21 protein-coding genes are annotated in these 20,299 nt (G+C 65.0%); 10 read left to right on the top strand and 11 right to left on the bottom strand.

The window, feature by feature from the left end; translation table 11 throughout:
- Positions 1 to 169: 169 nt before the first annotated feature.
- Both AC4D2M_RS05635 and AC4D2M_RS05630 read right to left on the bottom strand, forming a co-directional pair.
- Positions 170 to 640: an NUDIX hydrolase gene (locus AC4D2M_RS05635; protein ID WP_490890632.1), complete on the bottom strand. Its 471-nt coding sequence runs from the start codon at positions 638 to 640 to the stop codon at positions 170 to 172.
- A gap of 5 nt (positions 641 to 645) precedes the next feature.
- Positions 646 to 1,149: a prepilin peptidase gene (locus tag AC4D2M_RS05630; RefSeq protein ID WP_490890631.1), complete on the bottom strand. Its 504-nt coding sequence runs from the start codon at positions 1,147 to 1,149 to the stop codon at positions 646 to 648.
- A 59-nt stretch (positions 1,150 to 1,208) separates the two neighbouring features.
- Here AC4D2M_RS05630 and AC4D2M_RS05625 point away from each other — a divergent pair, with 59 nt between their 5' ends.
- Positions 1,209 to 1,952 (top strand): hypothetical protein, encoded by a 744-nt coding sequence (locus AC4D2M_RS05625; RefSeq protein WP_490890630.1) that lies wholly within the window; start codon positions 1,209 to 1,211, stop codon positions 1,950 to 1,952.
- 4 nt (positions 1,953 to 1,956) lie between these two features.
- Here AC4D2M_RS05625 and phoH2 read toward each other — a convergent pair whose 3' ends face one another.
- Both phoH2 and AC4D2M_RS05615 read right to left on the bottom strand, forming a co-directional pair.
- Positions 1,957 to 3,360, bottom strand: coding sequence for an RNA 5'-3' helicase PhoH2 (gene phoH2 / locus AC4D2M_RS05620; RefSeq protein ID WP_490890629.1), 1,404 nt, complete (start codon positions 3,358 to 3,360; stop codon positions 1,957 to 1,959).
- Positions 3,361 to 3,615: 255 nt separating this feature from the next.
- Positions 3,616 to 4,377 carry an isoprenyl transferase gene (locus AC4D2M_RS05615; protein WP_490890628.1) on the bottom strand — a complete coding sequence of 254 codons (762 nt, stop codon included), beginning with the start codon at positions 4,375 to 4,377 and terminating at the stop codon, positions 3,616 to 3,618.
- Between the two features lie 132 nt (positions 4,378 to 4,509).
- On the opposite strand from AC4D2M_RS05615, the gene trhA reads away from it, so the two are divergent.
- The gene (gene trhA, locus AC4D2M_RS05610; protein WP_490890627.1) at positions 4,510 to 5,262 is read left to right on the top strand and encodes a PAQR family membrane homeostasis protein TrhA; all 753 of its coding nucleotides are present in this window, start codon (positions 4,510 to 4,512) and stop codon (positions 5,260 to 5,262) included.
- 10 nt (positions 5,263 to 5,272) lie between these two features.
- Here the strand turns inward: trhA and AC4D2M_RS05605 are convergent, their stop codons facing one another.
- The 3 genes from AC4D2M_RS05605 to mca all read right to left on the bottom strand — a co-directional run bounded on the left by AC4D2M_RS05605 (position 5,273) and on the right by mca (position 8,699).
- On the bottom strand, positions 5,273 to 7,357 hold the full coding sequence (locus tag AC4D2M_RS05605; protein ID WP_490890626.1) for a thioredoxin domain-containing protein: 2,085 nt from the start codon (positions 7,355 to 7,357) through the stop codon (positions 5,273 to 5,275).
- Positions 7,358 to 7,360: 3 nt separating this feature from the next.
- The gene (locus AC4D2M_RS05600) at positions 7,361 to 7,708 is read right to left on the bottom strand and encodes a hypothetical protein (protein ID WP_490890625.1); all 348 of its coding nucleotides are present in this window, start codon (positions 7,706 to 7,708) and stop codon (positions 7,361 to 7,363) included.
- 73 nt (positions 7,709 to 7,781) lie between these two features.
- A complete protein-coding gene (gene mca, locus AC4D2M_RS05595) occupies positions 7,782 to 8,699 on the bottom strand; it encodes a mycothiol conjugate amidase Mca (protein WP_490890934.1) in 918 nt (305 codons plus the stop codon).
- A 113-nt stretch (positions 8,700 to 8,812) separates the two neighbouring features.
- On the opposite strand from mca, the gene AC4D2M_RS05590 reads away from it, so the two are divergent.
- Both AC4D2M_RS05590 and greA read left to right on the top strand, forming a co-directional pair.
- On the top strand, positions 8,813 to 9,250 hold the full coding sequence (locus AC4D2M_RS05590; protein ID WP_490890624.1) for a DUF4307 domain-containing protein: 438 nt from the start codon (positions 8,813 to 8,815) through the stop codon (positions 9,248 to 9,250).
- Positions 9,251 to 9,468: 218 nt separating this feature from the next.
- The gene (gene greA, locus AC4D2M_RS05585; RefSeq protein ID WP_490890623.1) at positions 9,469 to 9,960 is read left to right on the top strand and encodes a transcription elongation factor GreA; all 492 of its coding nucleotides are present in this window, start codon (positions 9,469 to 9,471) and stop codon (positions 9,958 to 9,960) included.
- Positions 9,961 to 9,974: 14 nt separating this feature from the next.
- Here greA and AC4D2M_RS05580 read toward each other — a convergent pair whose 3' ends face one another.
- Genes AC4D2M_RS05580 through AC4D2M_RS05570 form a run of 3 tightly spaced genes read right to left on the bottom strand, consistent with a single transcriptional unit; the run spans position 9,975 to position 13,061 of the window.
- Positions 9,975 to 10,568, bottom strand: coding sequence for a rhomboid family intramembrane serine protease (locus tag AC4D2M_RS05580; protein ID WP_490890622.1), 594 nt, complete (start codon positions 10,566 to 10,568; stop codon positions 9,975 to 9,977).
- Position 10,569: 1 nt separating this feature from the next.
- Positions 10,570 to 11,766 carry a threonine ammonia-lyase gene (gene ilvA, locus AC4D2M_RS05575; RefSeq protein WP_490890933.1) on the bottom strand — a complete coding sequence of 399 codons (1,197 nt, stop codon included), beginning with the start codon at positions 11,764 to 11,766 and terminating at the stop codon, positions 10,570 to 10,572.
- 56 nt (positions 11,767 to 11,822) lie between these two features.
- The gene (locus AC4D2M_RS05570) at positions 11,823 to 13,061 is read right to left on the bottom strand and encodes an AI-2E family transporter (RefSeq protein ID WP_490890621.1); all 1,239 of its coding nucleotides are present in this window, start codon (positions 13,059 to 13,061) and stop codon (positions 11,823 to 11,825) included.
- Between the two features lie 117 nt (positions 13,062 to 13,178).
- On the opposite strand from AC4D2M_RS05570, the gene AC4D2M_RS05565 reads away from it, so the two are divergent.
- Genes AC4D2M_RS05565 through galK form a run of 3 tightly spaced genes read left to right on the top strand, consistent with a single transcriptional unit; the run spans position 13,179 to position 16,229 of the window.
- On the top strand, positions 13,179 to 13,955 hold the full coding sequence (locus AC4D2M_RS05565) for a DeoR/GlpR family DNA-binding transcription regulator (protein WP_490890620.1): 777 nt from the start codon (positions 13,179 to 13,181) through the stop codon (positions 13,953 to 13,955).
- On the top strand, positions 13,952 to 15,109 hold the full coding sequence (gene galT / locus AC4D2M_RS05560) for a galactose-1-phosphate uridylyltransferase (protein ID WP_490890619.1): 1,158 nt from the start codon (positions 13,952 to 13,954) through the stop codon (positions 15,107 to 15,109). The genes AC4D2M_RS05565 and galT overlap by 4 nt, the downstream gene beginning before the upstream one ends.
- Positions 15,087 to 16,229: a galactokinase gene (gene galK / locus AC4D2M_RS05555; protein WP_490890618.1), complete on the top strand. Its 1,143-nt coding sequence runs from the start codon at positions 15,087 to 15,089 to the stop codon at positions 16,227 to 16,229. The genes galT and galK overlap by 23 nt, the downstream gene beginning before the upstream one ends.
- Before the next feature lie 97 nt (positions 16,230 to 16,326).
- Here galK and AC4D2M_RS05550 read toward each other — a convergent pair whose 3' ends face one another.
- Positions 16,327 to 17,181 (bottom strand): Bax inhibitor-1/YccA family protein, encoded by an 855-nt coding sequence (locus tag AC4D2M_RS05550; protein ID WP_490890617.1) that lies wholly within the window; start codon positions 17,179 to 17,181, stop codon positions 16,327 to 16,329.
- Between the two features lie 178 nt (positions 17,182 to 17,359).
- Here AC4D2M_RS05550 and AC4D2M_RS05545 point away from each other — a divergent pair, with 178 nt between their 5' ends.
- From AC4D2M_RS05545 to AC4D2M_RS05535, 3 genes are all read left to right on the top strand, one after another.
- Entirely contained in the window at positions 17,360 to 17,656 is a 297-nt protein-coding gene (locus tag AC4D2M_RS05545) for a GroES family chaperonin (RefSeq protein ID WP_490890932.1), read from the top strand.
- A gap of 221 nt (positions 17,657 to 17,877) precedes the next feature.
- On the top strand, positions 17,878 to 19,215 hold the full coding sequence (locus tag AC4D2M_RS05540; protein WP_490890616.1) for a branched-chain amino acid ABC transporter permease: 1,338 nt from the start codon (positions 17,878 to 17,880) through the stop codon (positions 19,213 to 19,215).
- Positions 19,216 to 19,227: 12 nt separating this feature from the next.
- Complete coding sequence (locus AC4D2M_RS05535) at positions 19,228 to 20,211, top strand: branched-chain amino acid ABC transporter permease (RefSeq protein WP_490890615.1); 984 nt, start codon at positions 19,228 to 19,230, stop codon at positions 20,209 to 20,211.
- Positions 20,212 to 20,299: the final 88 nt, after the last annotated feature.

The following is a 20,299-nucleotide window of genomic DNA, read 5'->3' as shown; positions in this document are numbered from 1 at the left end:
GGGTAATCCAAACGAGACAATGAAACGATTCACGGAGACCAACGAAGTCAGCCTAATGGTGAGAACGGTCACATTCAAGAGGTTTGGACATATTTCGGAAAGCGTTTCCCCATTGTGACTTCGCATTCGGCGGTTCTTCCCCCGGAAGGAGAAGACCGTACCGGGGTTTTTACCGCACGAAGTCCGGCACACCCGTCGAGTAGCGGGCGTTCTCAGCATGGCGGCGGTGCAGCGGATTCAGCTCCGGCAGATCCTCGGGACTGAACCACCGCACATCCATGGACTCGTCGTCATTCACGCGGGCCTCACCCGAGACGTAACGGCACCGGAACACCAGACTCAGGAAACTGCACACGTCCCGGTTCGGGAAGGTCATGGGCCCCACGACGTCGACACTCACAAGGTGCTCAACCTCGACCGACACTCCGGTCTCCTCCTGCACCTCGCGCACAATCGCCTGGGCGGGGTGTTCGCCGGGATCGATTATCCCGGTGATGAGCGTCCATCGGCCGTTGTCGGCGCGGCGTCCGAGCAGGACGCGGCCGTCGTCGTCGTACACCACAGCCGCCGCTCCGGGGAGCCAGAGCGGATCGTGGCCGATCCTGGAACGGAGGGACTGGACGAAGTCGGGAGTGGGCATGATTCTCAGCCTAACGCGAGGACCAGGCCCGCCCCGATGATCATGAACGGCCCGAACGGGATGGCGGATTTGGCGGTGGCCCGGCGGCTGACGATGAGGATGACTCCCCACAACCCGCCGAGGAGGAAGGCGGCGAAGGTGCCCCACAGCAGGAATGACCATCCCACGAAGCCGAGGTACAGGCCGAGCACACCGGCCAGTTTCACGTCCCCGAAGCCCATGCCCGCGGGGTAGATCAGCCGAAGGATGAAGTAGAAGACCCACAGCGCCGCCGCTCCCCCGGCAAGCGACACCAGCCGGCCCCAGTCCCCGGCGGCCAGCGCCGCAGCGATCAGGAGCACGCCTGCCGCCGGGTAGGACGGAAAGATGATGCGGTTGGGCAGGCGATGGGTCAGGATATCGATCACGCTGAGCCAGATCCCGACGACCCCGAGCAGCGTCAGCGCAACCGCGCAGAGCCAGAATGCGACGGGCGCGGTGTCCCAGTACTCCCCCATCAGCGCCAGCATGTGCCTACCGTAGCCAAATCCCCGGCTGGGAACTCACATGCCGGGCTTACACTGTGGATATGTCCGCTTCCAGCGGTTCTAATCCCGCGAGCCTCTTTCGATCCCTGTGCCGTTCCTCGCCGTGGCGTTGGGAAACGGTCCGGTTCTCCGTGTTTTGGATCAGCACTGATGGAGAGTCTGATCCCCTGCGTGCCTGGGTGCGCCGCCCGGCAGCGCTCAGGGTGGAAACGATCGACGGTGCCCTCCTCCACAGCAGCACCGGTAACGAGCACTCCCGTGACTCCTTCTACGTCAGCGCGAGCAAGAACTCGTGGCTCGTGGCACCGAGCCTGGTCACCCCCGTCTACAACGAAGTGGGCTACGTCCATCGCCGCCCGAAGGCGGCCTATGGTGAACCGGCCTTCGGCGATCCGCGATGGGCAGCGATGCTCGACCCCGTGGAACTCGCCGGCGATGCACCGGTCCCGTACGAAACACCTTTCGCGAACCGCGTCGAACTCGAGGACATCGCAGAGGAGGTCCATGAGGGCCGCCGGGTACTTGCCGCCACCGCCACCCCGAACGTTTCCTATCAGCCGTTCACGCCCGGGCGCCCCCTCATCGGATCAGGGCGCACGCGGGTGATGGTCGATGTCGCCACCGCCATTTGCGTTGCGACGACGGCGCTGGACGGTGAGCTTGAAGGGTGCGGTCACCGGCTGGCCATCAGCGGCGTGGACGAGTACATGGTCGATGATCTGTTCACCGATGCCCCGCCCACGCTCACTGATGTGCGTGACCATATCCCGTGGCAGGTCGGGTGACCCGCTAGATTTCAGCGCCCTCCAGCAGTTCAGTGACGAGTGCCGCGATCGGCGAGCGCTCGGAGCGCGTCAGCGTGATGTGCCCGAACAGCGGATGTCCCTTAAGCGTCTCGACGACTGCGGCAATGCCGTCGTGACGGCCGACCCTCAGGTTGTCCCGCTGTGCCACGTCGTGGGTGAGGACAATCTTGGAGTTCTGGCCGATCCGGCTCATGACGGTGAGGAGCACATTCTTCTCGAGCGACTGCGCCTCATCAACGATCACAAAGGAGTCGTGCAGTGACCGTCCGCGTATGTGGGTGAGCGGGAGCACCTCCAGCATGCCGCGGTCCATGACTTCCTCCACAACCTCCTGCGAGACCAGCGCGCCGAGCGTATCGAAGACGGCCTGCGCCCAGGGGTTCATTTTCTCGCTCTCGCTACCCGGGAGGTAGCCGAGTTCCTGCCCACCCACCGCGTACAGCGGCCGGAACACCACAACCTTGCGGTGCTCGCGCCGCTCGAGGACCGCCTCGAGGCCCGCACACAGCGCCAGCGCCGACTTGCCCGTGCCGGCACGGCCACCGAGTGACACGATCCCCACCTCGGCGTCCAGCAGCAGGTCGATCGCAAGCCGCTGTTCTGCCGATCGCCCGTGCAGACCGAAGACGTCGCGGTCTCCACGTACCAGCCGCACCTGCTTGTCTGCTCCCACGCGGCCGAGCGCCGAGCCCTTCCCGGAGTGGAGGATGACGCCGGTGTTGGCGGGCAGTTCCGCGGCCGCGGGCATGAAGACCGGTTCATGCGCGTAGAGGGTGTCGACGTCGTCGTCCAGGGTGTCCAGCTCAGCAACGCCCGTCCAGCCGGAATCCTTCACGAGCTCGTTGCGGTATTCATCGGCCTGCAGCCCCATGGCGGAGGCCTTCACGCGCATCGGCAGGTCCTTGGACACCACGGTGACGTTGCGGCCCTCGTCGGCGAGGTTCTTCGCGACCGCGAGAATCCGGGAGTCATTGTCCCCGCTGCGGAAACCAACGGGCAGCACCTCGGTGGAGACGTGATTGAGCTCAACGCGCAGCGTGCCGCCCTCGGGACCCAGCGGAACGGCCTGGTTCAGCCCGTTGTGTTTCACCCTCAGGTCATCGAGGAGTCGCAGGGCCTTGCGGGCAAAGTAGCCCAGCTCGGGATCGTGGCGCTTGCCTTCGAGCTCGGTGATGACCACGATCGGCAGGATCACCTCGTGTTCGGCGAAGCGGGTGATGGCCCGCGGGTCCGACAACAGCACCGAGGTGTCCAGAACATAGCTTCGGCTGCCGAGGCTTTCGACAACAGAAAGGCCCGCCGCTGCGAGAACTTGTTCGTCCTGCGCTGCCGGGCGGGCCTTGTTGGTGTCGGTTGCGGGTCGCTGGGTTGGGCGAGATGTGGCCACTTCAACTCCACTTCCCCGGGCGACGCGCGCCCGAGAATCATCTAGGGCTTGGATGAGGCGGGCCGGCCAGAAGGCCGCGCACGGCCTCCCCTGTTCAGTGCATGTGCTGCTGGGCACGTTGCCTGCATAGGTGGCCTCCCCGATCAGCCGGCGGGTGCCAACTGATGCAACAGACATTACGCCCGGACGACGACGGCGGCACCTTGGGTGGGTGCGTGTCGCGTGAACTTCCGGTGACGGGAAGGAGGCCAGGCTCTAGCAGCCGAAGCGCCGCTGCCTGCGTCCGTAATCGCGAAGGGCGCGCAGAAAATCGACCCGCCGGAAATCGGGCCAGAGCGCCTCGCAGAAATAGAACTCGCTGTACGCGCTTTGCCACATCAGGAAACCGGAGAGCCGCAGTTCCCCGGAAGTACGGATCACGAGGTCCGGGTCGGGTTGACCGCGCGTGTACAGATACTCGGAGATCTGCCCCACCGAGAGGTTCTCGGCGACATCCGGGAGCGAGGATCCTTCAGAGTCCGCATGCAGCAGCAGTTCCTTGACGGCGTCGACAATCTCTCGGCGCCCGCCATAGCCCACGGCGACATTGACGTGGAGCCCTTCGATGCTCGCTGTGCGCTCGGCAAGCTCGGTGACCTTGGACGCCAGGTGCTCGGGAAGGAGGTCAAGTGCGCCGACCGGCTGCACCCGTACCTTGCGCGTTTCACCGAGGCGGTCAAGCGTGTTCCCGATGATGTCCAGAAGCTGCTCGATCTCCTCCGCCGAGCGGTTCATGTTGTCGGTGGAGAGCATGTAGAGCGTGACCATTTCGACGCCGAGCTCGCGGCACCAGCCAAGAAACTCGAGGATCTTGTCCGCACCGGCCTGGTGTCCGTGCTGCGTCGGGGCGCCGGCGAGTTTGGCCCAGCGCCGGTTGCCGTCCACCATGACCCCGATGTGATGGGGAATCCGGTCAGCAGCCAGTGACCGCTGGAGTTTGCGTTCGTAGAAGTTGTAGGCAAACCACGGAAACTTCACGGCAGCGCCCACCTGTCCTTCCAATCAGTAGCAGGGATTCATGTCCTACCGTACCGGCACCCATCCCGGGATAAAGCGTAAGCCTTTGTTACCCATTAGTAACTTATACGCGCGTCCATTAGAATTCCGGTCATGAGCCGAAGCGTTTCCCCACCGCCCGGTGCGCCCAATTCCCCGCGAAATCCGGACGAATCGGCTCGTATTGACGGCCCGCTGGAATCCGCCGTCGAACGCGCCGCGGATGCACTGAACATCAAGCCCAAGTGGCGCGGATGGATCCATCTCGGAGCCACGCCGCTGGCCATCATCGCCGGAATCCTGTTGATTGTCCTCGCACCAACCGCCGCGGGAAAGATCACCTCGGCCATCTACGCGTTCACCGGTACCCTGCTCTTCGGCGTCAGCGCCGTCTATCACCGCGGGAACTGGCAGCCGCGCACCAAGGTGGTTCTCAAACGGCTGGACCATACCAACATCATGCTGGTCATCGCCGGCAGCTACACGCCGCTCTCCTGGGCGCTGCTCCCCCAGGACAAGGCCGTCTTCCTGCTCTGGCTGATCTGGTGCGGCGCCATCGCCGGAGTCCTCTTCCGGGTGCTGTGGGTCAATGCGCCGAGATGGCTCTACGTTCCCATCTACATAGCACTCGGTCTCGCCGCGCTGCTTTTCCTGCCCGATTTCCTTGCCGCCAGTGTTCCGGCCACCGTACTGATCTGCGTCGGCGGAGTGTTCTACATTGCCGGCGCAGTGATCTACGGGCTCAAGCGGCCGAACCCCAGTCCCCAGTGGTTCGGCTTCCACGAACTGTTCCACGCGTTCACCGTCGCCGCGTTCGCCTCCCACTTCGCGGCGATCGTGATCGCGGTCCTGAACCCGGTCCGCTGACCGCCCGCTGTCACCCGCGCAGCAGCGCGGTCAGCTCTTCGACGTCCGCGACCGGCCGCCGGCATACCATCGCCTCGCACACATAGGCCAGCGGGGCGCCGTCGTTCCCTGCCCTCCGGTCGGCCAGCAGCGGCACGACGACGTCGCCTGCCTCCCCGGCATCCGCCACCGTCACCGCCAGCACAACCCCGGCCTTCGCCTCACGCCGCACGGTCGCGACGAGCGCGGCCCGTTCAGGCCCCCGGCGCCCGACGACTGCAACCTCCTGCGGACCGTTGACCACGGCCTGCATGACGGCGAGCGCCCAACCCGCCACCTGCGGGACCCGGGGTGCCAGCAGCGCGACGTGCGCGAGAAGGGCTTTGGCGCGGGCACGCCGCTCAGCCGACCCGGTGTAGGCGGCGGAAGTCACCAGCGCTCCGGCCAGCAGCGCCACGCCGGAGGGCGACGCGTTGTCGAACGGGTCTGCGGCGCTCTGATCGGCCTGCGCCAGACGCAGCGGCGCGTCCAGGTCCGCAGCGTCAACCACAGTGCCGTCCGCCCGGACGAACTTTTCGAGCGTAACCACCAGGATCTCCTCGGCCGCCTGGAACCAGTCCGCGTCTCCGGTCGCCGCGTAGAGCGCCTGCAGTCCGTCGACGACGCCGGCGTAGTCCTCCAGCAAGCCGTCCAGCTTGGTGGTACGTCCGTCGTGGGAAACCCGGCGCAGCACGGCGCCGTCCCAGTGGACCTGCAGCAGGTAGTGTGCGGCGCTTTCAGCCATCGCCAGCATTCCGGCGTCATCAAGAAGCGCACCGGCTTCCGCGAGCCCGCCGATGGCGAGGCCGTTCCAGCAGGCCACCACCTTGTCATCGCGGGCCGGCTGCGGCCGCTCCCGGCGCGAGGCCAGTAACGACGGCGCCGTCTCCTCCCAGAGAGCCTGTTCCGGAGCTGTCCACGGGCGGCCGGCATGCAGCGTGAAAGCACCGTCCTCCACGTGGCCCGTCTGCGGATTGAAGAGCTCCACTACAGCCTCGGTGCGGTCGCCCAGCACAGCCCGCAACTCCTCGACGGTCCAGGTGTAGGTTCCGCCCTCGACCCGCCTGCCGTCCATCACAGTGTCCGCGTCAAGCGAGGAGGCGAACGCGCCGCCCGGCACCGTGAGTTCCGCTCTGAGCCACTCCGCAATGCCGCGCGTGGCCCGCTCTGCCAGTATCCGATCACCGGGCTCCTCAGCCTGGACCGCCCAGTGCGCGTAGACGCGGATCAATTGGGCGTTGTCGTAAAGCATCTTCTCGAAGTGCGGCACTGCCCAGGCCGCGTCGACGGCATAGCGGGCGAATCCCCCGCCCAGGACGTCCCGCATTCCCGAGACCGCCATCGATTCCAGGGTGCGGGCAGCCAACCCGGCGGAGGCGCCGCCGTCGTCGGTTGAGCGCGCTCTGGCAAGCAGGAAGGAGAGAACCGACGACGGCGGGAACTTGGGTGCACCGCTGAACCCACCGTAGGTGGGGTCCTCCTGCGATTCGAGCGCGGCTACCGCGGTGGCGAGAGTTTCCTCAAACGCGGGGCCGCCGTCGTCGATTTTGACAAGCAGCAATTGTGCGCTGCGGTGTTTGGCATCGCCCAGACTCTGGGCGATGTGTGCAGCGCTGCGTTCAACTTCCGCACGGTGTTCCGTCCAGGCTGTGGTGATCGCTTCAAGGAGCTGGACGAAGGATGGGCTGCCCCGGATCGGGATCGGCGGATAGTAGGTTCCCGCGAAGAAGGCACGCCCGTCGGGGAGCGTAAAGGTGCTCATCGGCCACCCGCCCTGTCCGGTCATTGCCTGCGTGGCGGCCATGTAGACGGCGTCGACGTCGGGGCGTTCCTCGCGGTCCACCTTGACGGAGACAAAGTGACGGTTCAGGTATTCGGCGGTAGCGGCGTCCTCGAATGACTCGTGCGCCATGACGTGGCACCAGTGGCATGCGGCGTAACCCACCGAGATGAACACCGGGACGTCCCGCCGGGCGGCCTCCGTAAAGGCCTCCTCGGTGAACGGCCACCAGTCGACCGGATTGTCGGCATGCTGACGCAAATAGGCAGAGGCCTCGGTGCGCAGCCGCTCAGCCATGGCCTATGGCGCGTCCGGGCCGTACTTGCCGCCAGGGGTCCGGCGCTGCGCCGGGTCTCCGTCTCCGGGCGGTGTTTCCGCCGTGTCGTTGCGAGCGGCACCCCGGTCCGCTGTTTCTTCACCGGCTGCCGCCTGCTCAGCCTCAAGGTTCGCCATCTCGCGGTAGCGCACCCGACGGATCCGGCGGGTCATGTCGCGAATCAGGAAGATCACGGCAATCACGAGGAACAGGGTTGCGAGGAATCCGAGGAGTCCGGGAGTAACCTGCGTGGGGTCCAGCCCGGGGCGCAGTGAGGCGTCATCACCCGGCGTGGGCGTCACGTTCGCGGCCAGGTTCAGCAGGGAGAACACTCCAGTGCACCACTTTCAGGATGATCTTCACGCGGATATTCACGAGGATTTATGGCGCAAATTCGCCATGGATCTATTCTATGCCCGCGAAGAAGTCCGTTTCAGGCAATTGCTGCGGCACTCGGGACTGGATCAGGGAGTAGTCCTCCCACGGCCACACCTTGCGCTGCAGGTCTGAGGAGACAGCGAAGAAGAAACCGCCAGGCTCAACCTGCGTGCGGTGGGCCAGCAGCGCGCGTTCCCGGACTTCAAAGAAGTCGCCGCAGTCGATCTGCGTCGTCGTGGCATGGGTTGGCCGCGCAGGCTGGTGACCTTCGGCGTCGACTTCCAGCCAGGCGGCGATCCGCTCAGCGTAAGGCGACTGCAGGCCCGCTTCCTCCAGCGCAAAGTGCAGGGCGCGGAACCGTTCCGGATTGAACGCTCGGTCATAGTAGAGCTTCGATGGACTCCACGGCTCGCCGAGGCCAACGTAACGGTCGGGGTCACCGGCGGCCTCGTAGGCTTCCACCGCTACCCGGTGCGCCATGATGTGGTCGGGGTGCGGGTAACCGCCGTTCTCGTCATAGCTGAGGATTACGTGCGGCCGGTATTCGCGGACCAGCCGCACCAGCGGCGCGGCGGCACGCTCAAGCGGCTGCAACGCGAAGCATCCCGGCGGCAGCGGCGGCAGCGGATCCCCCTCGGGAAGGCCCGAATCGGCGAAACCGAGCCAGCGGTGTTCAATGCCGAGCGCAGCGGCCGCCTCGGCCATCTCCAGCCGGCGCAGCCCGGGGAGGTCGCGGCGGGCGTGCGGGACTCCGGCCATCTGCGCGTTCAGGATGTCGCCGCGTTCGCCGCCGGTGCAGGTTGCCACCATGACGGACACTCCTGCCGCAACGTAGCGGGCCATCGTCGCCGCACCCTTGCTCGACTCGTCATCCGGGTGTGCATGCACTGCGAGGAGGCGGTAGCCGCCACCGTCCGCTGCGCGTGCTGAAGGAGTGTCGGGAATGTTCTCCGGGCTGGGCACTGAATGCTCCTGAATCTTTCCTGGTCTGACGAGACCCACGGTCCCGGCGGGGACACTGGCCATTGACTAAAGTACCGGTTGGTAAACTGGAACCGATGAGCACCGACCGCGCGCCAGTACCAAGAGTAGCCAATCGCTACGGTGCCCCCAAGCCGAAGCAGTCCGCCCCAGGGGGTCGCCGCTGGCTGATCTGGGCGGTGCTTACGGTCGCCGTCGTCGCCACCGGTATCTTCAGCCTCTTCGCCGGGACCCCGGAGGTTTCGTCCAAGGACGTCGGCTTCAGCATCGAAGGTCCCGCCGTGGCCCGGGTGGACTATGAAGTCACCAAGGATCCGGCCGCAACAGCGCAGTGCGCCGTGCAGGTCCTGAGCGAGTCCTACGCCGTCGTCGGCTGGAAGGTCGTGACTATTCCCCCTGCCGGTGCAGGAGCGGACGGAGACGGCCGCACCACCTCCCACAGCACCACGGTCCGCACTGAATCCCAGGGCGTGAGCGGCGGGATCAACGCCTGCTGGATCGAAGGGGAATCCTGACCGTCCCCTGCCCCTGACCCGCGCCGTTATTGGGTTATTGAGGCATGCTGACTATAATGGACTGATACGTTCCGCCCCGCCCCGCCATTGGTTCTTTCTGGAACACTCCAGAACTGAGGCCATCACGCAGGCGGGGTCTTTGCTTGTTGATGCGTACATCACGGGCGAAGACCGCAGCCGAATCCCGCACAGGGCTTCGACGTCCCTAAGGAGATACCGTGTCCACGAACAGCGCATCAGTCGCCTGGCTCACCAAGGAGTCCTACGACCGCCTCAAGGCTGAGCTGGACCACTTGTCCGGCCCGGGCCGCACCGAAATCATTGCCCGTATTGAGCAGGCACGCTCGGAGGGCGATCTCAAGGAGAACGGCGGCTATCACGCAGCCAAGGAAGAGCAGGGCAAGGCCGAGGCCCGCATCCGGCAGCTCACCGAGCTGCTGAACAACGCACACGTCGGCGAGTCACCCGCGGACGATGGCATTGTTGAGCCCGGCATGCTGGTCGAGGCGAATATCGCCGGAGACAAGGAGACTTTCCTTCTCGGCAGCCGGGAGGTTGCGGGCGACACAGACATGGACGTCTACAGCGAGAAGTCCCCCCTTGGTGCAGCGATCCAGGGCCACAAGGCCGGAGACACCGTGAAGTACACCGCACCCAACGGCAAGGAAATCACCGTCGAAGTCCTGTCGGCCAAGCCGTACGCGGGCTGACGCGTATAGAGTCCCTAACGCTGATGCGGTAGACGGCGGTCGGTCCCGGCAGGGCCCGGCCGCCGTCTCAGTATCAGGGCCGCGAGCACTCCCCCGAGTGCGCCGAAAAGGTGGGCCTGCCAGGAGATGTTCGTTCCGAACTGGGGCAGCACACCCCAGAGCAGCGAGCCGTACATCAGGAACAGCAGAACGGCGAGCAGGATCTGCTTCCAGTCCCGGTTGTAGAAGCCGCGGACCAGGAGATAAGCAAACAGTCCGAAGACCACGCCGGACGCTCCGATGGTCACCCCGCCGCCGAAGATCCACACGCCGAGACCCGAGGCCAGCCAGCTCATGCCCACGGCGATGGCGAAACGCTTTGCGCCCTCGAGGAACGCCAGGAATCCCAGCACCAGCAGCGGCAGCGTATTGCTGAAGAGGTGGCCCGCATCCGCATGCAGCAGCGGCGCGAAGATCACGCCGTCGAGCCCTTCAACCTCCCGCGGCACAATGCCCAGCAACCGGATCAGGAAGAAACCGCTGAGCACGTTGACCAGGTGCACGGCCCAGAGCACAGCAGTGAAGACGACGACCGTCGTCAGCGCACTCTTTGCCCTCTTCGCCAGCATGTCAGCCCTGGATGACGACCGGCTGGAAACCCTCCGCGCGCAGGTTGTTGAGTACCTGCTCGCAGTGCTCCTCGCCCTTGGTCTCCATGTTGATCGTGATCGCCACGTCTCCCATGCTGATGGATCCACCCACCCGGGTATGGTCAACGCCGGTCACGTTGGCGTCGGACTCCGCGATGATGCGTGAAATCGTGGCCAGTGAACCCGGGCGGTCATCGAGCAGCATGCGCACAACGAGGTACCTGCCTGCCGCTGCGAGACCTCGCTGGATCACCTTCAGCATCAGCATCGGGTCGATGTTGCCGCCCGAAAGCACGACGGCGGTGTTCCCCGGGTTGGCACCGTTCTCGGTGAGCTTGCCGTCCAGCAGCGCCGCAACGCCCACCGCGCCAGCGGGCTCCACCACCATCTTGGACCGCTCCAGGAGGAAGATCAGGGCGCGTGCCAGCGAGTCCTCGCTGACGGTGACGACGTCGTCAACCAGTTCACGGATGATCGAGAACGGAAGCTGCCCGGGCCGGCCCACCGCAATGCCGTCGGCGATCGTGGAGACCTTCTTCAGTGGAACCAGGGCATCGGCGGCAAGCGACGGCGGGTAGGCGGCCGCATTCTCGGCCTGCACGCCGATGACCCGGATTTCCCGGCCGAGTTCACGCGCACGCGCCTTCACCGCCACGGCGACGCCGGCCAGCAGCCCACCGCCGCCCACCCCCATGAGGATGGTGTCGACGTCGGGAACCTGCTCGAGGATTTCCAGGCCGATGGTCCCCTGCCCTGCCACGACATCCACGTTGTCGAACGGGTGCACAAATACTGCACCGTGCTCATCCGCGTACCGCTTGGCCTCGGTCAGTGCTTCATCAACGTTGTGGCCGTGGAGCACCACCTCAGCGCCGTGCCCGCGGGTTGCCGCAAGCTTCGGCAGCGCCACACCGAGAGGCATGTAAATGCGCGCCTTGATCCCGAGCCTGCTGGCCGCCACGGCGACACCCTGTGCGTGGTTACCGGCCGAGGCGGCCACAACGCCGCGGGCGCGCTCCTCCGCGGAGAGCCGGGCCATCCGCACGTACGCGCCGCGGACCTTGAAGGATCCGGCGCGCTGCAGGTTTTCGCATTTGAGCGAGACTTTGGCGCCCGTCAGCCGGCTGAGGGCGCGGGAATCCTCGATCGGCGTGTACGCAATGACGCCGTCGAGCATTTTCTGTGCTTCGAGGACGTCCTCGAGGGTCACTGCCAGCTGGGCGAGATTGGTGGTCACGTTGAGGCTTCTTTCATGGAGGGTACCGGTTCGGTTGGTTCACCGGCCGGTGGAGGGTTGGAGGAGGCGGTGGTGCCGGACTCGGGTTGTCGGTCAGGCGCGCCGAGGGCGGGATCGGTTTCCCACCCCCGGGCCGCGATATAGCGCACCACGGTGTTGAGGATCGCCAGCACCGGCACGGAGAACAGCGCACCGGCGACACCGGCCACCAGTGAGCCGCAGGCAACCGCCAGCACCACGGCGAGCGGGTGCAGCGACACCGCCCTGCCCATGATGAATGGTTGCAGGATGTGCCCTTCCACCTGCTGTACAAACAGCACGATGGCGAGCATCACCAGGGCATTGACCCACCCGTTGGCTACCAGCGCCAGCAGGACGGCGACCAATCCGGTGAACAGCGCGCCGAGGATCGGAATGAAGGAGCCGAGGAACACCAGGACCGTCAGTGGAAGAACCAGCGGGACGCCGATGATAGCGGCTCCAAGGCCGATGCCCACTGCGTCGATGAAGGCTACGAGAATCTGCACGCGGACGTAGTTCGCCATGGAGGTCCAGCCCTGCTGGCCGGCGCCCATCACGGCCGCACGTGCACGCCGCGGCGCCAGGCCGGCGACGAATCGCCAGATCCTCTCGCCGTCGTGCAGGAAAAAAACCAGCGCGAACACCGTCAGCAGGAGTCCGGCCAGGAAATAGCCGGCGCTGCTGCCGAAGGAGATGGCTCCGCTGACAATCATGCCGCTGTTGTTCTCCACGGCAATGACGACCTCGTCAACGAAGGTGTCAATCTGCGACGCCGTGAGATCCAGCGGGCCCTGGGAAAGCCAATCCTCCGCCGCGTCGAGCTCCGCGCGCGCCTGGTCCCAGAGGGACGCGAAGCCGGCGGCGAGCTGTTGCCCGACGAGTGAAAGGGTAGCTGCGACGGCGAGCAGGAACCCGAGGACGACCATGGCCACCGCCAATCCGCTGGGAACCTTCAAGCGGCACAGGAACGTCACTGCCGGTGTGAGGAGACTGGAGAATAGACCGGCGATCATCAGGGAAATGACGAGCAGCGAGATGGGGCTCAACATCCACACCAGCGCGACCGACACCACAAGCACGAGTCCCACCCGCCATGCCCAGGCTGCAGTGATGCGCAGCGCGTAGGGGACATCCTCGCTCATGGAGCGCCGCGTGGGCGCAACAAAATCACGCTGCAAGGCCTGGTGCGTTTCCCGCCGCGAGGGTGGCGTCATGAACCAATCTTTTCACAAGACGCTGGGAGTCCGACCTACGGCTCCTGTTTGAATATGTTCGAAAGCGTTGTATTTTGTTAAGCGTCAGTTGCCGCGCCTTCCAGACCGGAGTCCACCATGCTCGCCGCCGACCGGCATGCCGCGATCCTCGCCAAGCTCGGCGTTCAGCGCACCGTGCGTGTCAGTGAGCTGGCCGAGAGCCTCGGCGTCTCGGAAATGACGATCAGGCGCGACATCGACGGACTCGGCGCGGCGGGCGCGCTCACCAAGGTTCACGGCGGCGCGGCGTCCCGAACGGCCCTCAGCGCACTCGAGCCCGGATTCGGCGCCAACGCGGACCAGCGCACCGATGCGAAAGAGTCCATAGCGGCGATAGCTGCAGCACTCATAGAACCGGGGATGACACTGGCACTTACCGGGGGCACCACCACCTACCGCCTTGTCGACCATCTGAGCGGACCACTGACGGTGCTGACCAACTCCCTGCCCGCGGCGGAAAAGCTGCACCGCACCTCCCGGCCCGGCGTGACGGTCCTGCTGACCGGAGGCGAGCGTTCCCCCTCCGAGGCGCTGGTGGGGCCCATCGCCACATCAACCGTCCGGTCCTTCAACGTGGACCTGTGCTTCATGGGTGCCCACGGTGTCGATGCCGACGCCGGAATCACCACGCCCAACCTTGCCGAGGCCGATACCAACCGGGCATTCGCCGAGCAGTGCGGCCGACTGGTCGTCCTCGCGGACTCCACCAAGTTCGGCACCGTAAGCCTCGCCCGGATCGCCGGGCTCGACCAGGTTCACTGCATAGTTACCGACTCCCGGCCCGCTGACCAGCGCTACCCCCGCACCACCGGCATTCTCACTCCCACCGCCACCCACCTCCAGGACAGCCCATGACCCAGGTAACCCCGACCCGCCTCTCAGACGGGCGTGAACTGATCTACTTCGACGCCACCGCGGAAGCGGCTGCACTGCACCGCGACGCGGCCGCCGTCGTCGACCACCGCGGCCTGCCGCCGCGCGGCGGCACCGGCGACGTACGCTACGACCCGCTGACCGGTGAATGGACTGCCGTTGCCGCCCACCGGCAGACACGCACCCACCTCCCGCCGGCCAACCAGTGCCCGCTATGCCCTTCCACCCCGGACAACATGTCCGAAATACCCGCCTCCGACTATGAGGTGGTGGTATTCGAGAACCGCTTCTCCTCCTTCGGGCCGGACCTCGGCGGACTGCCCCGCCTCCAGCCCGCGAGCACCGGCTGGGGTACGACGACGTCGGCCTTCGGGCGGTGCGAAGTGGTCGCCTTTGACTCCTCCCACGAAGGCTCCTTCGGATCCCTGCCGCCGGAACGTGCGCGCACAGTCATCGACGCCTGGGCGCAGCGGACCGAAGCGCTCTCGGCGATGGAGGGAATTCGTCAGGTCTTCCCCTTCGAGAACCGAGGCGAGGACATCGGCGTGACGCTCCTTCACCCGCACGGGCAGATCTACGCCTATCCCTTCGTCACGCCGCGAGCGGCGGTGATGGGCCAGGCGGCCCGCCGGTACTTCGACGCCGTGGACGGGCGGGAAACGCTCATGGGATCCGTGCTGAAGTCGGAGCGGGATGCCGGCGAACGCATGGTGCTCGAGGGCGAACACTTCAGCGCGTATGTGCCGTTCGCTGCGCGCTGGCCGCTCGAGGTGCATCTGGTGCCGCACCGCCATGTACCCGACATCGCCGCACTCACCGGTGAGGAAAAGGACGAGCTGACCATGCTCTACCTCGACCTGCTGGCCCGCGTTGACGGCATCTACAGCACGCCCACCCCGTACATCGCCGCCTGGCACCAGGCGCCCCTGGTCCCCGAACTGCGTGAGGCCGGCTACCTCCACTTGCAGCTGACTTCACCTCGCCGGGCCGAAGATAAGCTCAAGTTCCTTGCCGGTTCGGAAGCAGCGATGGGCGCCTTCATCAACGACACCACTCCGGAGCAGGTCGCCGCTACCCTGCGCGCCGTGACACCCGCAGGGAAGGAAACACAGCATGACTCTCGCACAGCAGTTTGAGGATCGCTTCGGGCACGCACCCGTCGGCATCTGGGCAGCACCCGGCCGTGTGAACGTGATCGGCGAACATACCGACTACAACGACGGGTTTGTCCTGCCCTTCGCGATCGACAGGGCCACCGTCGTGGCGGCGTCAGTGCGGGCGGATTCCACCGTCCGGGTCGGCTCGACCTTCTCAGACTCAGGCGAAATTGTTGTGAGCGACCTGGACGAACTGGCTGCCGGCGACGTGGACGGCTGGGCTGCCTATCCCGTGGGAGTGCTCTGGGCCCTTCGGCAGGCCGGCCACTCGATCCACGGCATGGACCTTCTGATCGATTCGCAGGTACCGGTGGGAGCAGGACTCTCGTCCTCCGCGGCCATCGAGTGTGCGGTGGCTGTCGCAGCCAATGACCTGTTCGAGCTAGGCCTGACCGGCTCCGAGCTTGCGCTCATTGGCCAGCGGGCCGAGAACGAGATGGTCGGTGCACCCACCGGCCTGATGGACCAGTCGGCGTCGCTCCTCGGCAAACACGGCCACGCTGTCTTCCTCGACTGCCGTAGCCAGCACGCCGAGCTAGTTCCCCTGCCGCTGGAGGAGAATGGCCTTGCCCTCCTGGTCATCGATACCCGGGTCAGCCATTCACACGCTACCGGCGGCTATGCTTCGCGTCGGCGTGCATGTGAGGTCGGAGCAGATGTGATGGGCGTTTCGGCGCTCCGGGACCTGACCGAGAATGATCTTGAAGAGGCTTCGGGACTGCTGGATGACGAGACTTTCCGCCGTGTCCGGCATGTGGTCACAGAGAACGCCCGGGTGCAGGCCGCCGTCCAACTTCTCCGCACTGAAGGCCCGCAGGCCATTGCACTGCTGCTGGACGCCAGCCACGTGTCCATGCGGGACGATTTCGAAATCTCGTGTCCCGAGCTCGACCTCGCCGTCGAGTCCTCCCGCGAGGCCGGTGCGCTGGGGGCGCGCATGACAGGCGGCGGCTTTGGGGGCTCGGCCATAGCCCTGGTGGAAGTCGAGGACCTTGACCGCGTGGCCTCAGCGGTGACAGCGGCGTTCGCCGAAGCAGGATTTACGGAGCCCGCCGTCTTCGCGGTGTCGCCGGCTGACGGGGCTGCCAAAGTTTCCTGAGGAACATCCTCTGAGAAGAACGGACTTAACCCAGCAAAACGATGAAGGCCCCCGGCAATCGCCGAGGGCCTTCATCATGCATACGTTCGAGCGACGGTTACTCGCTGCCGCGCAGGATGGCGATGAGACGGAGGAACTCGATGTACAGCCAGATCAGGGTGACAGTGAGCCCGAACGCCGCAGTCCAGGAGTACTTGCGTGCAGCGCCGTTGCGGACGCCCTCGCTGATCATCGTGAAGTCGATGACCAGGGAGAAAGCGGCGAGGCCGATGGCGAAGATACCGATCACCACGCCCCACGGGATTGAGGTGCCCGGAATCATCTCACTGCGGACACCAAACATGCTGTCCGTTACGCCGAAAAGCATCAGGCCCAGGTTCACGAGACTGAAGAGCGCGTAGCCGATGATCGCAATCATGAAGATCTTCATTGCCTTGGGCGTGGCGCGAACTTTGCCGCTCTTGAACAGCAGCAGGGTCACAGCGAACACCGACAGGGTGCCCAGGAGCGCCTGCATGGCAATGTTCGGGTACAGCGCCTCAAGGAACATCGTAATGCCGCCGAGGAACAGGCCCTGAAGGAAGCCGTAGGCGAGGATCAGCGCCGGAACGGGTTCACGCTTGAAGGCGTTCACCAGACCCAGCACAAAGCCGCCGATCAGGCCGACGATCATCAGGAGCGGCGCCAGCCCCGGGAACAGGAACACCGGAACCGCTGCGCCGATCAGCACCATGCCGATAGTGGCGATGGTCTTGACGATCACGTCGTCAAAGGTCATGCGCCCCGTCTCTGCGGGACCTGCCGAAGGCTGGTTGTAGAGGTGCTCCAGCTGCTGCTGGTTCATGACCGTCTGACCGGCCAATGCTGTTGAACCGTACGCTGCCGGATTGTTGCCGCGGGCAGCGGTACGGAAGTTTTTACCGTTGAAAACCGGGTTACCGCCGATTGCCATGTGTTGTAGTCCTCCATCTGGGGGCTGAGATGTTTCAACCCTACCAATATCAACGCATTTGGAGCTGTTTTGTTCCTGCTGCGTTGACACCGGTACCACCGGAAACGGCGCGTGCCGACGGTAGACTGTCCGGGTGCCGAAATCACCAGCCACCCTGCCCGACGCGCTGCCACTGAAGATGCTTCATGACCGCCTCCTGGTGATCCTGGACAAGGACAGCAGCGAGCGGCGGTCGTCGTCGGGCATTGTCATTCCCGCCACCGCGGTGATGGGCAAGCGACTGGCGTGGGCCGACGTCGCCGCTGCCGGTCCCAGCGTCCGTCAGGTTTCGCGCGGTGACCGGGTGCTCTTCGACCCGGAAGACAAGTCCGAGGTCGACGTCGGCGGCACGGACTACATCCTCCTCCGCGAGCGGGATATCCATGCCGTGGCGCAGCCGGAGACCGACGACGCCGGCACCGGACTTTACCTGTAGTGGCATCCTGCGAGGCGATTTTCATGAGCCGTCGGGCCTGCACTACCCGCCAGTAACCCAACCTGACCAGATGTTATGCAATCGCTATCTTCACGCTTCCATATGGCGAAAAGTGGTAACACGGCGCAGGTAACATGATCTCCACACTGCGTGACTTCGATCACAGGCTATAGGGCCGTCGTAACCTCGACGGACAAGCCACCATCGTGGAGGTTCATAACTTGATAACCAAGCCGACGCTGGCATGGCACAGGAGGCTACTCCTCCTGACCGCCGGCCTCATGGCCGCACTGTTCATAGGCGCACCCGCAGCAGGAGCCTCAATACATGCTGTAGGAACCGTCGTGAACATGCAGGCCCCCGCCTCCGTCCAGGCCGGGGAATTCGAGAACCGGATCAGCGGCGTACTCAGGGGCGCCGACGGTCCACTGGAAGATGTCCGAATCACCGTCACGGGTGAAGGATTCGAAGGCGAAACCACCTCGAACGAGAACGGCTCCTGGACCATCGGGGTGCCGGAGCAGGGTACCTACGAGGTAGAACTCGACGAGTCCACGCTTCCCGAAGGCGTTGAACTGGCTGAAGGCCAACAGAATCCCCGCGATGTCACGTTCGCCGGAACAACCAATATCACCACGCTCTTCCTGTTCGGCGAGGGAATCGTCACAGGGACCAGCAACTTCGTCGACGTCCTGGTCGACCGGGCCGTCGCAGGCCTGAGCTTCGGACTGCTCCTGGCGCTCAGCGCTGTGGGCCTGTCCCTGATCTTCGGCACAACCGGCCTGACCAACTTCGCCCACGGCGAGATGGTCACCGCAGGCGCGGTCTTCGCATTCGGGTTCGCCGCTCTGGGGCTGCCCGCAATCGCTGCCATCATCCTCGCCGTCCTGGGCGGAGCTGCACTGGGCTTCGTCCAGGACGCCGGTCTCTGGAAACCCCTGCGCAAGCGCGGCACCGGCCTCATCCCGATGATGATCGTCAGCATCGGCCTCGCCCTTGCCCTGCGCTACATCATCCAGTTCAACTTCGGCGGCGCAACCCAGCAGTTGCCCGGAGCTCAGGGCCAGATGCTGAACTTCGGACTCGTGTCCATTACCCGGAACAACCTGACGTCGCTGGTCACAAGCCTCATTGTGATTCTGCTGATCGCGTTCCTTCTCCTGCGGACGCGTATCGGAAAGGCGACCCGCGCGGTCGCTGACAACCCGGCCCTTGCAGCGGCGTCAGGTATCGACGTTGACCGCGTCATCCGGCTGGTCTGGGTGATCGGCGGCGCACTGGCAGCCCTCGGCGGCATCCTGTGGGCGTACTACCGCCCGGGTGTTTCCTTCAACATGGGCCAGCAGATCCTGCTCCTGATCTTCGCCAGCGTTGTGCTCGGTGGACTGGGCACCGTCTTCGGCGCTTTGCTCGGCGCCATCATCGTGGGACTGTTCGTCGAGGTCTCCACTATCTGGCTGCAGGCGGACCTCAAGTACGTCGGCGCGCTGCTCATCATGATTCTTGTACTGCTTTTCCGGCCACAGGGCATCCTGGGCCGCCGAGAGCGCGTAGGTTAGGGGCCAACTGATATGGACTTCGGAAACATTCTTTCCCTCGCTTTCGGCGAGATGATCAGCCCGACGACGGCGGCCTACGCACTCGCCGCGCTCGGTCTGGCCGTGCACTTCGGCTACACCGGCCTCCTCAACTTCGGTCAGGCCGGATTCATGGCGATGGGTGCCTACGGTTACGCCATCTCGACCCTGACCTTCGGTGTCCCGGTTCCGGTGGCCATCCTGGTGGCGCTGACCGCCTCGGTGATTTTCGCCGTGATACTGGGTATTCCCACCCTCCGGCTGCGAGCCGACTATCTGGCGATCGTGACTATCGCGGCTGCAGAAATCATCCGCTACATCGTCACAACCAACGGTCTCACCGAGGTCACGGGATCAGCCAACGGCCTTGCCGGCGGCTTCGAGCGCGGCTTCTTCGCGCTGAACTTCGTCCCCGAGGGGACGTACAACATCGGCCCGGTCAGCATGAACCAGAACGGGCTCTACATCCGCATTGTGGCGTGGACCGTCGTCGCACTCGCCTGCCTGACCGTGTGGCTGCTCATGCGCAGTCCGTGGGGGCGCGTACTCAAGGGCATCCGCGAAGACGAGAACGCAGTCCGGGCACTCGGCAAGAACGTGTACGCCTACAAGATGCAGGCACTCATCATCGGTGGTCTCATGGGCTCCATGGCCGGGATGATCTTCACGATCCCGCGAGGCGCTGTCCAGCCGGCCAACTACGCTACTGAACTCACGTTCTTCCTTTACACGGTCCTGCTGCTCGGCGGTATGGCCACGGTACTGGGCCCGGTCATCGGGGCGATGATCTTCTGGGTTGTCCTCTCGCTGACCCAGAGCCTGCTGTTCGGCGCCATCGAGACCGGCGCCATCACATTCCTCACCAACGTCCAGGCCGGTCAGCTCCGGTACATCCTGGTGGGTGTTGCGCTCATGCTGCTCATGATCTTCAGGCCGCAGGGCGTTCTCGGTAACAAGAAGGAGTTGGCGTTCGCATGAGTGACCCTACTGCGGAACCTGCAGCACAATCCCAGGAAAAGCCAGCCGGACGGCGTGCAGCTCACGCTGTTTCCCATTCAACGGAACC

This window comes from Arthrobacter sp. TJ-270, from assembly GCF_058269075.1.
Note: the sequence above shows the minus strand (reverse complement) of the source record. Positions and strands in the feature narration are given on the sequence as shown.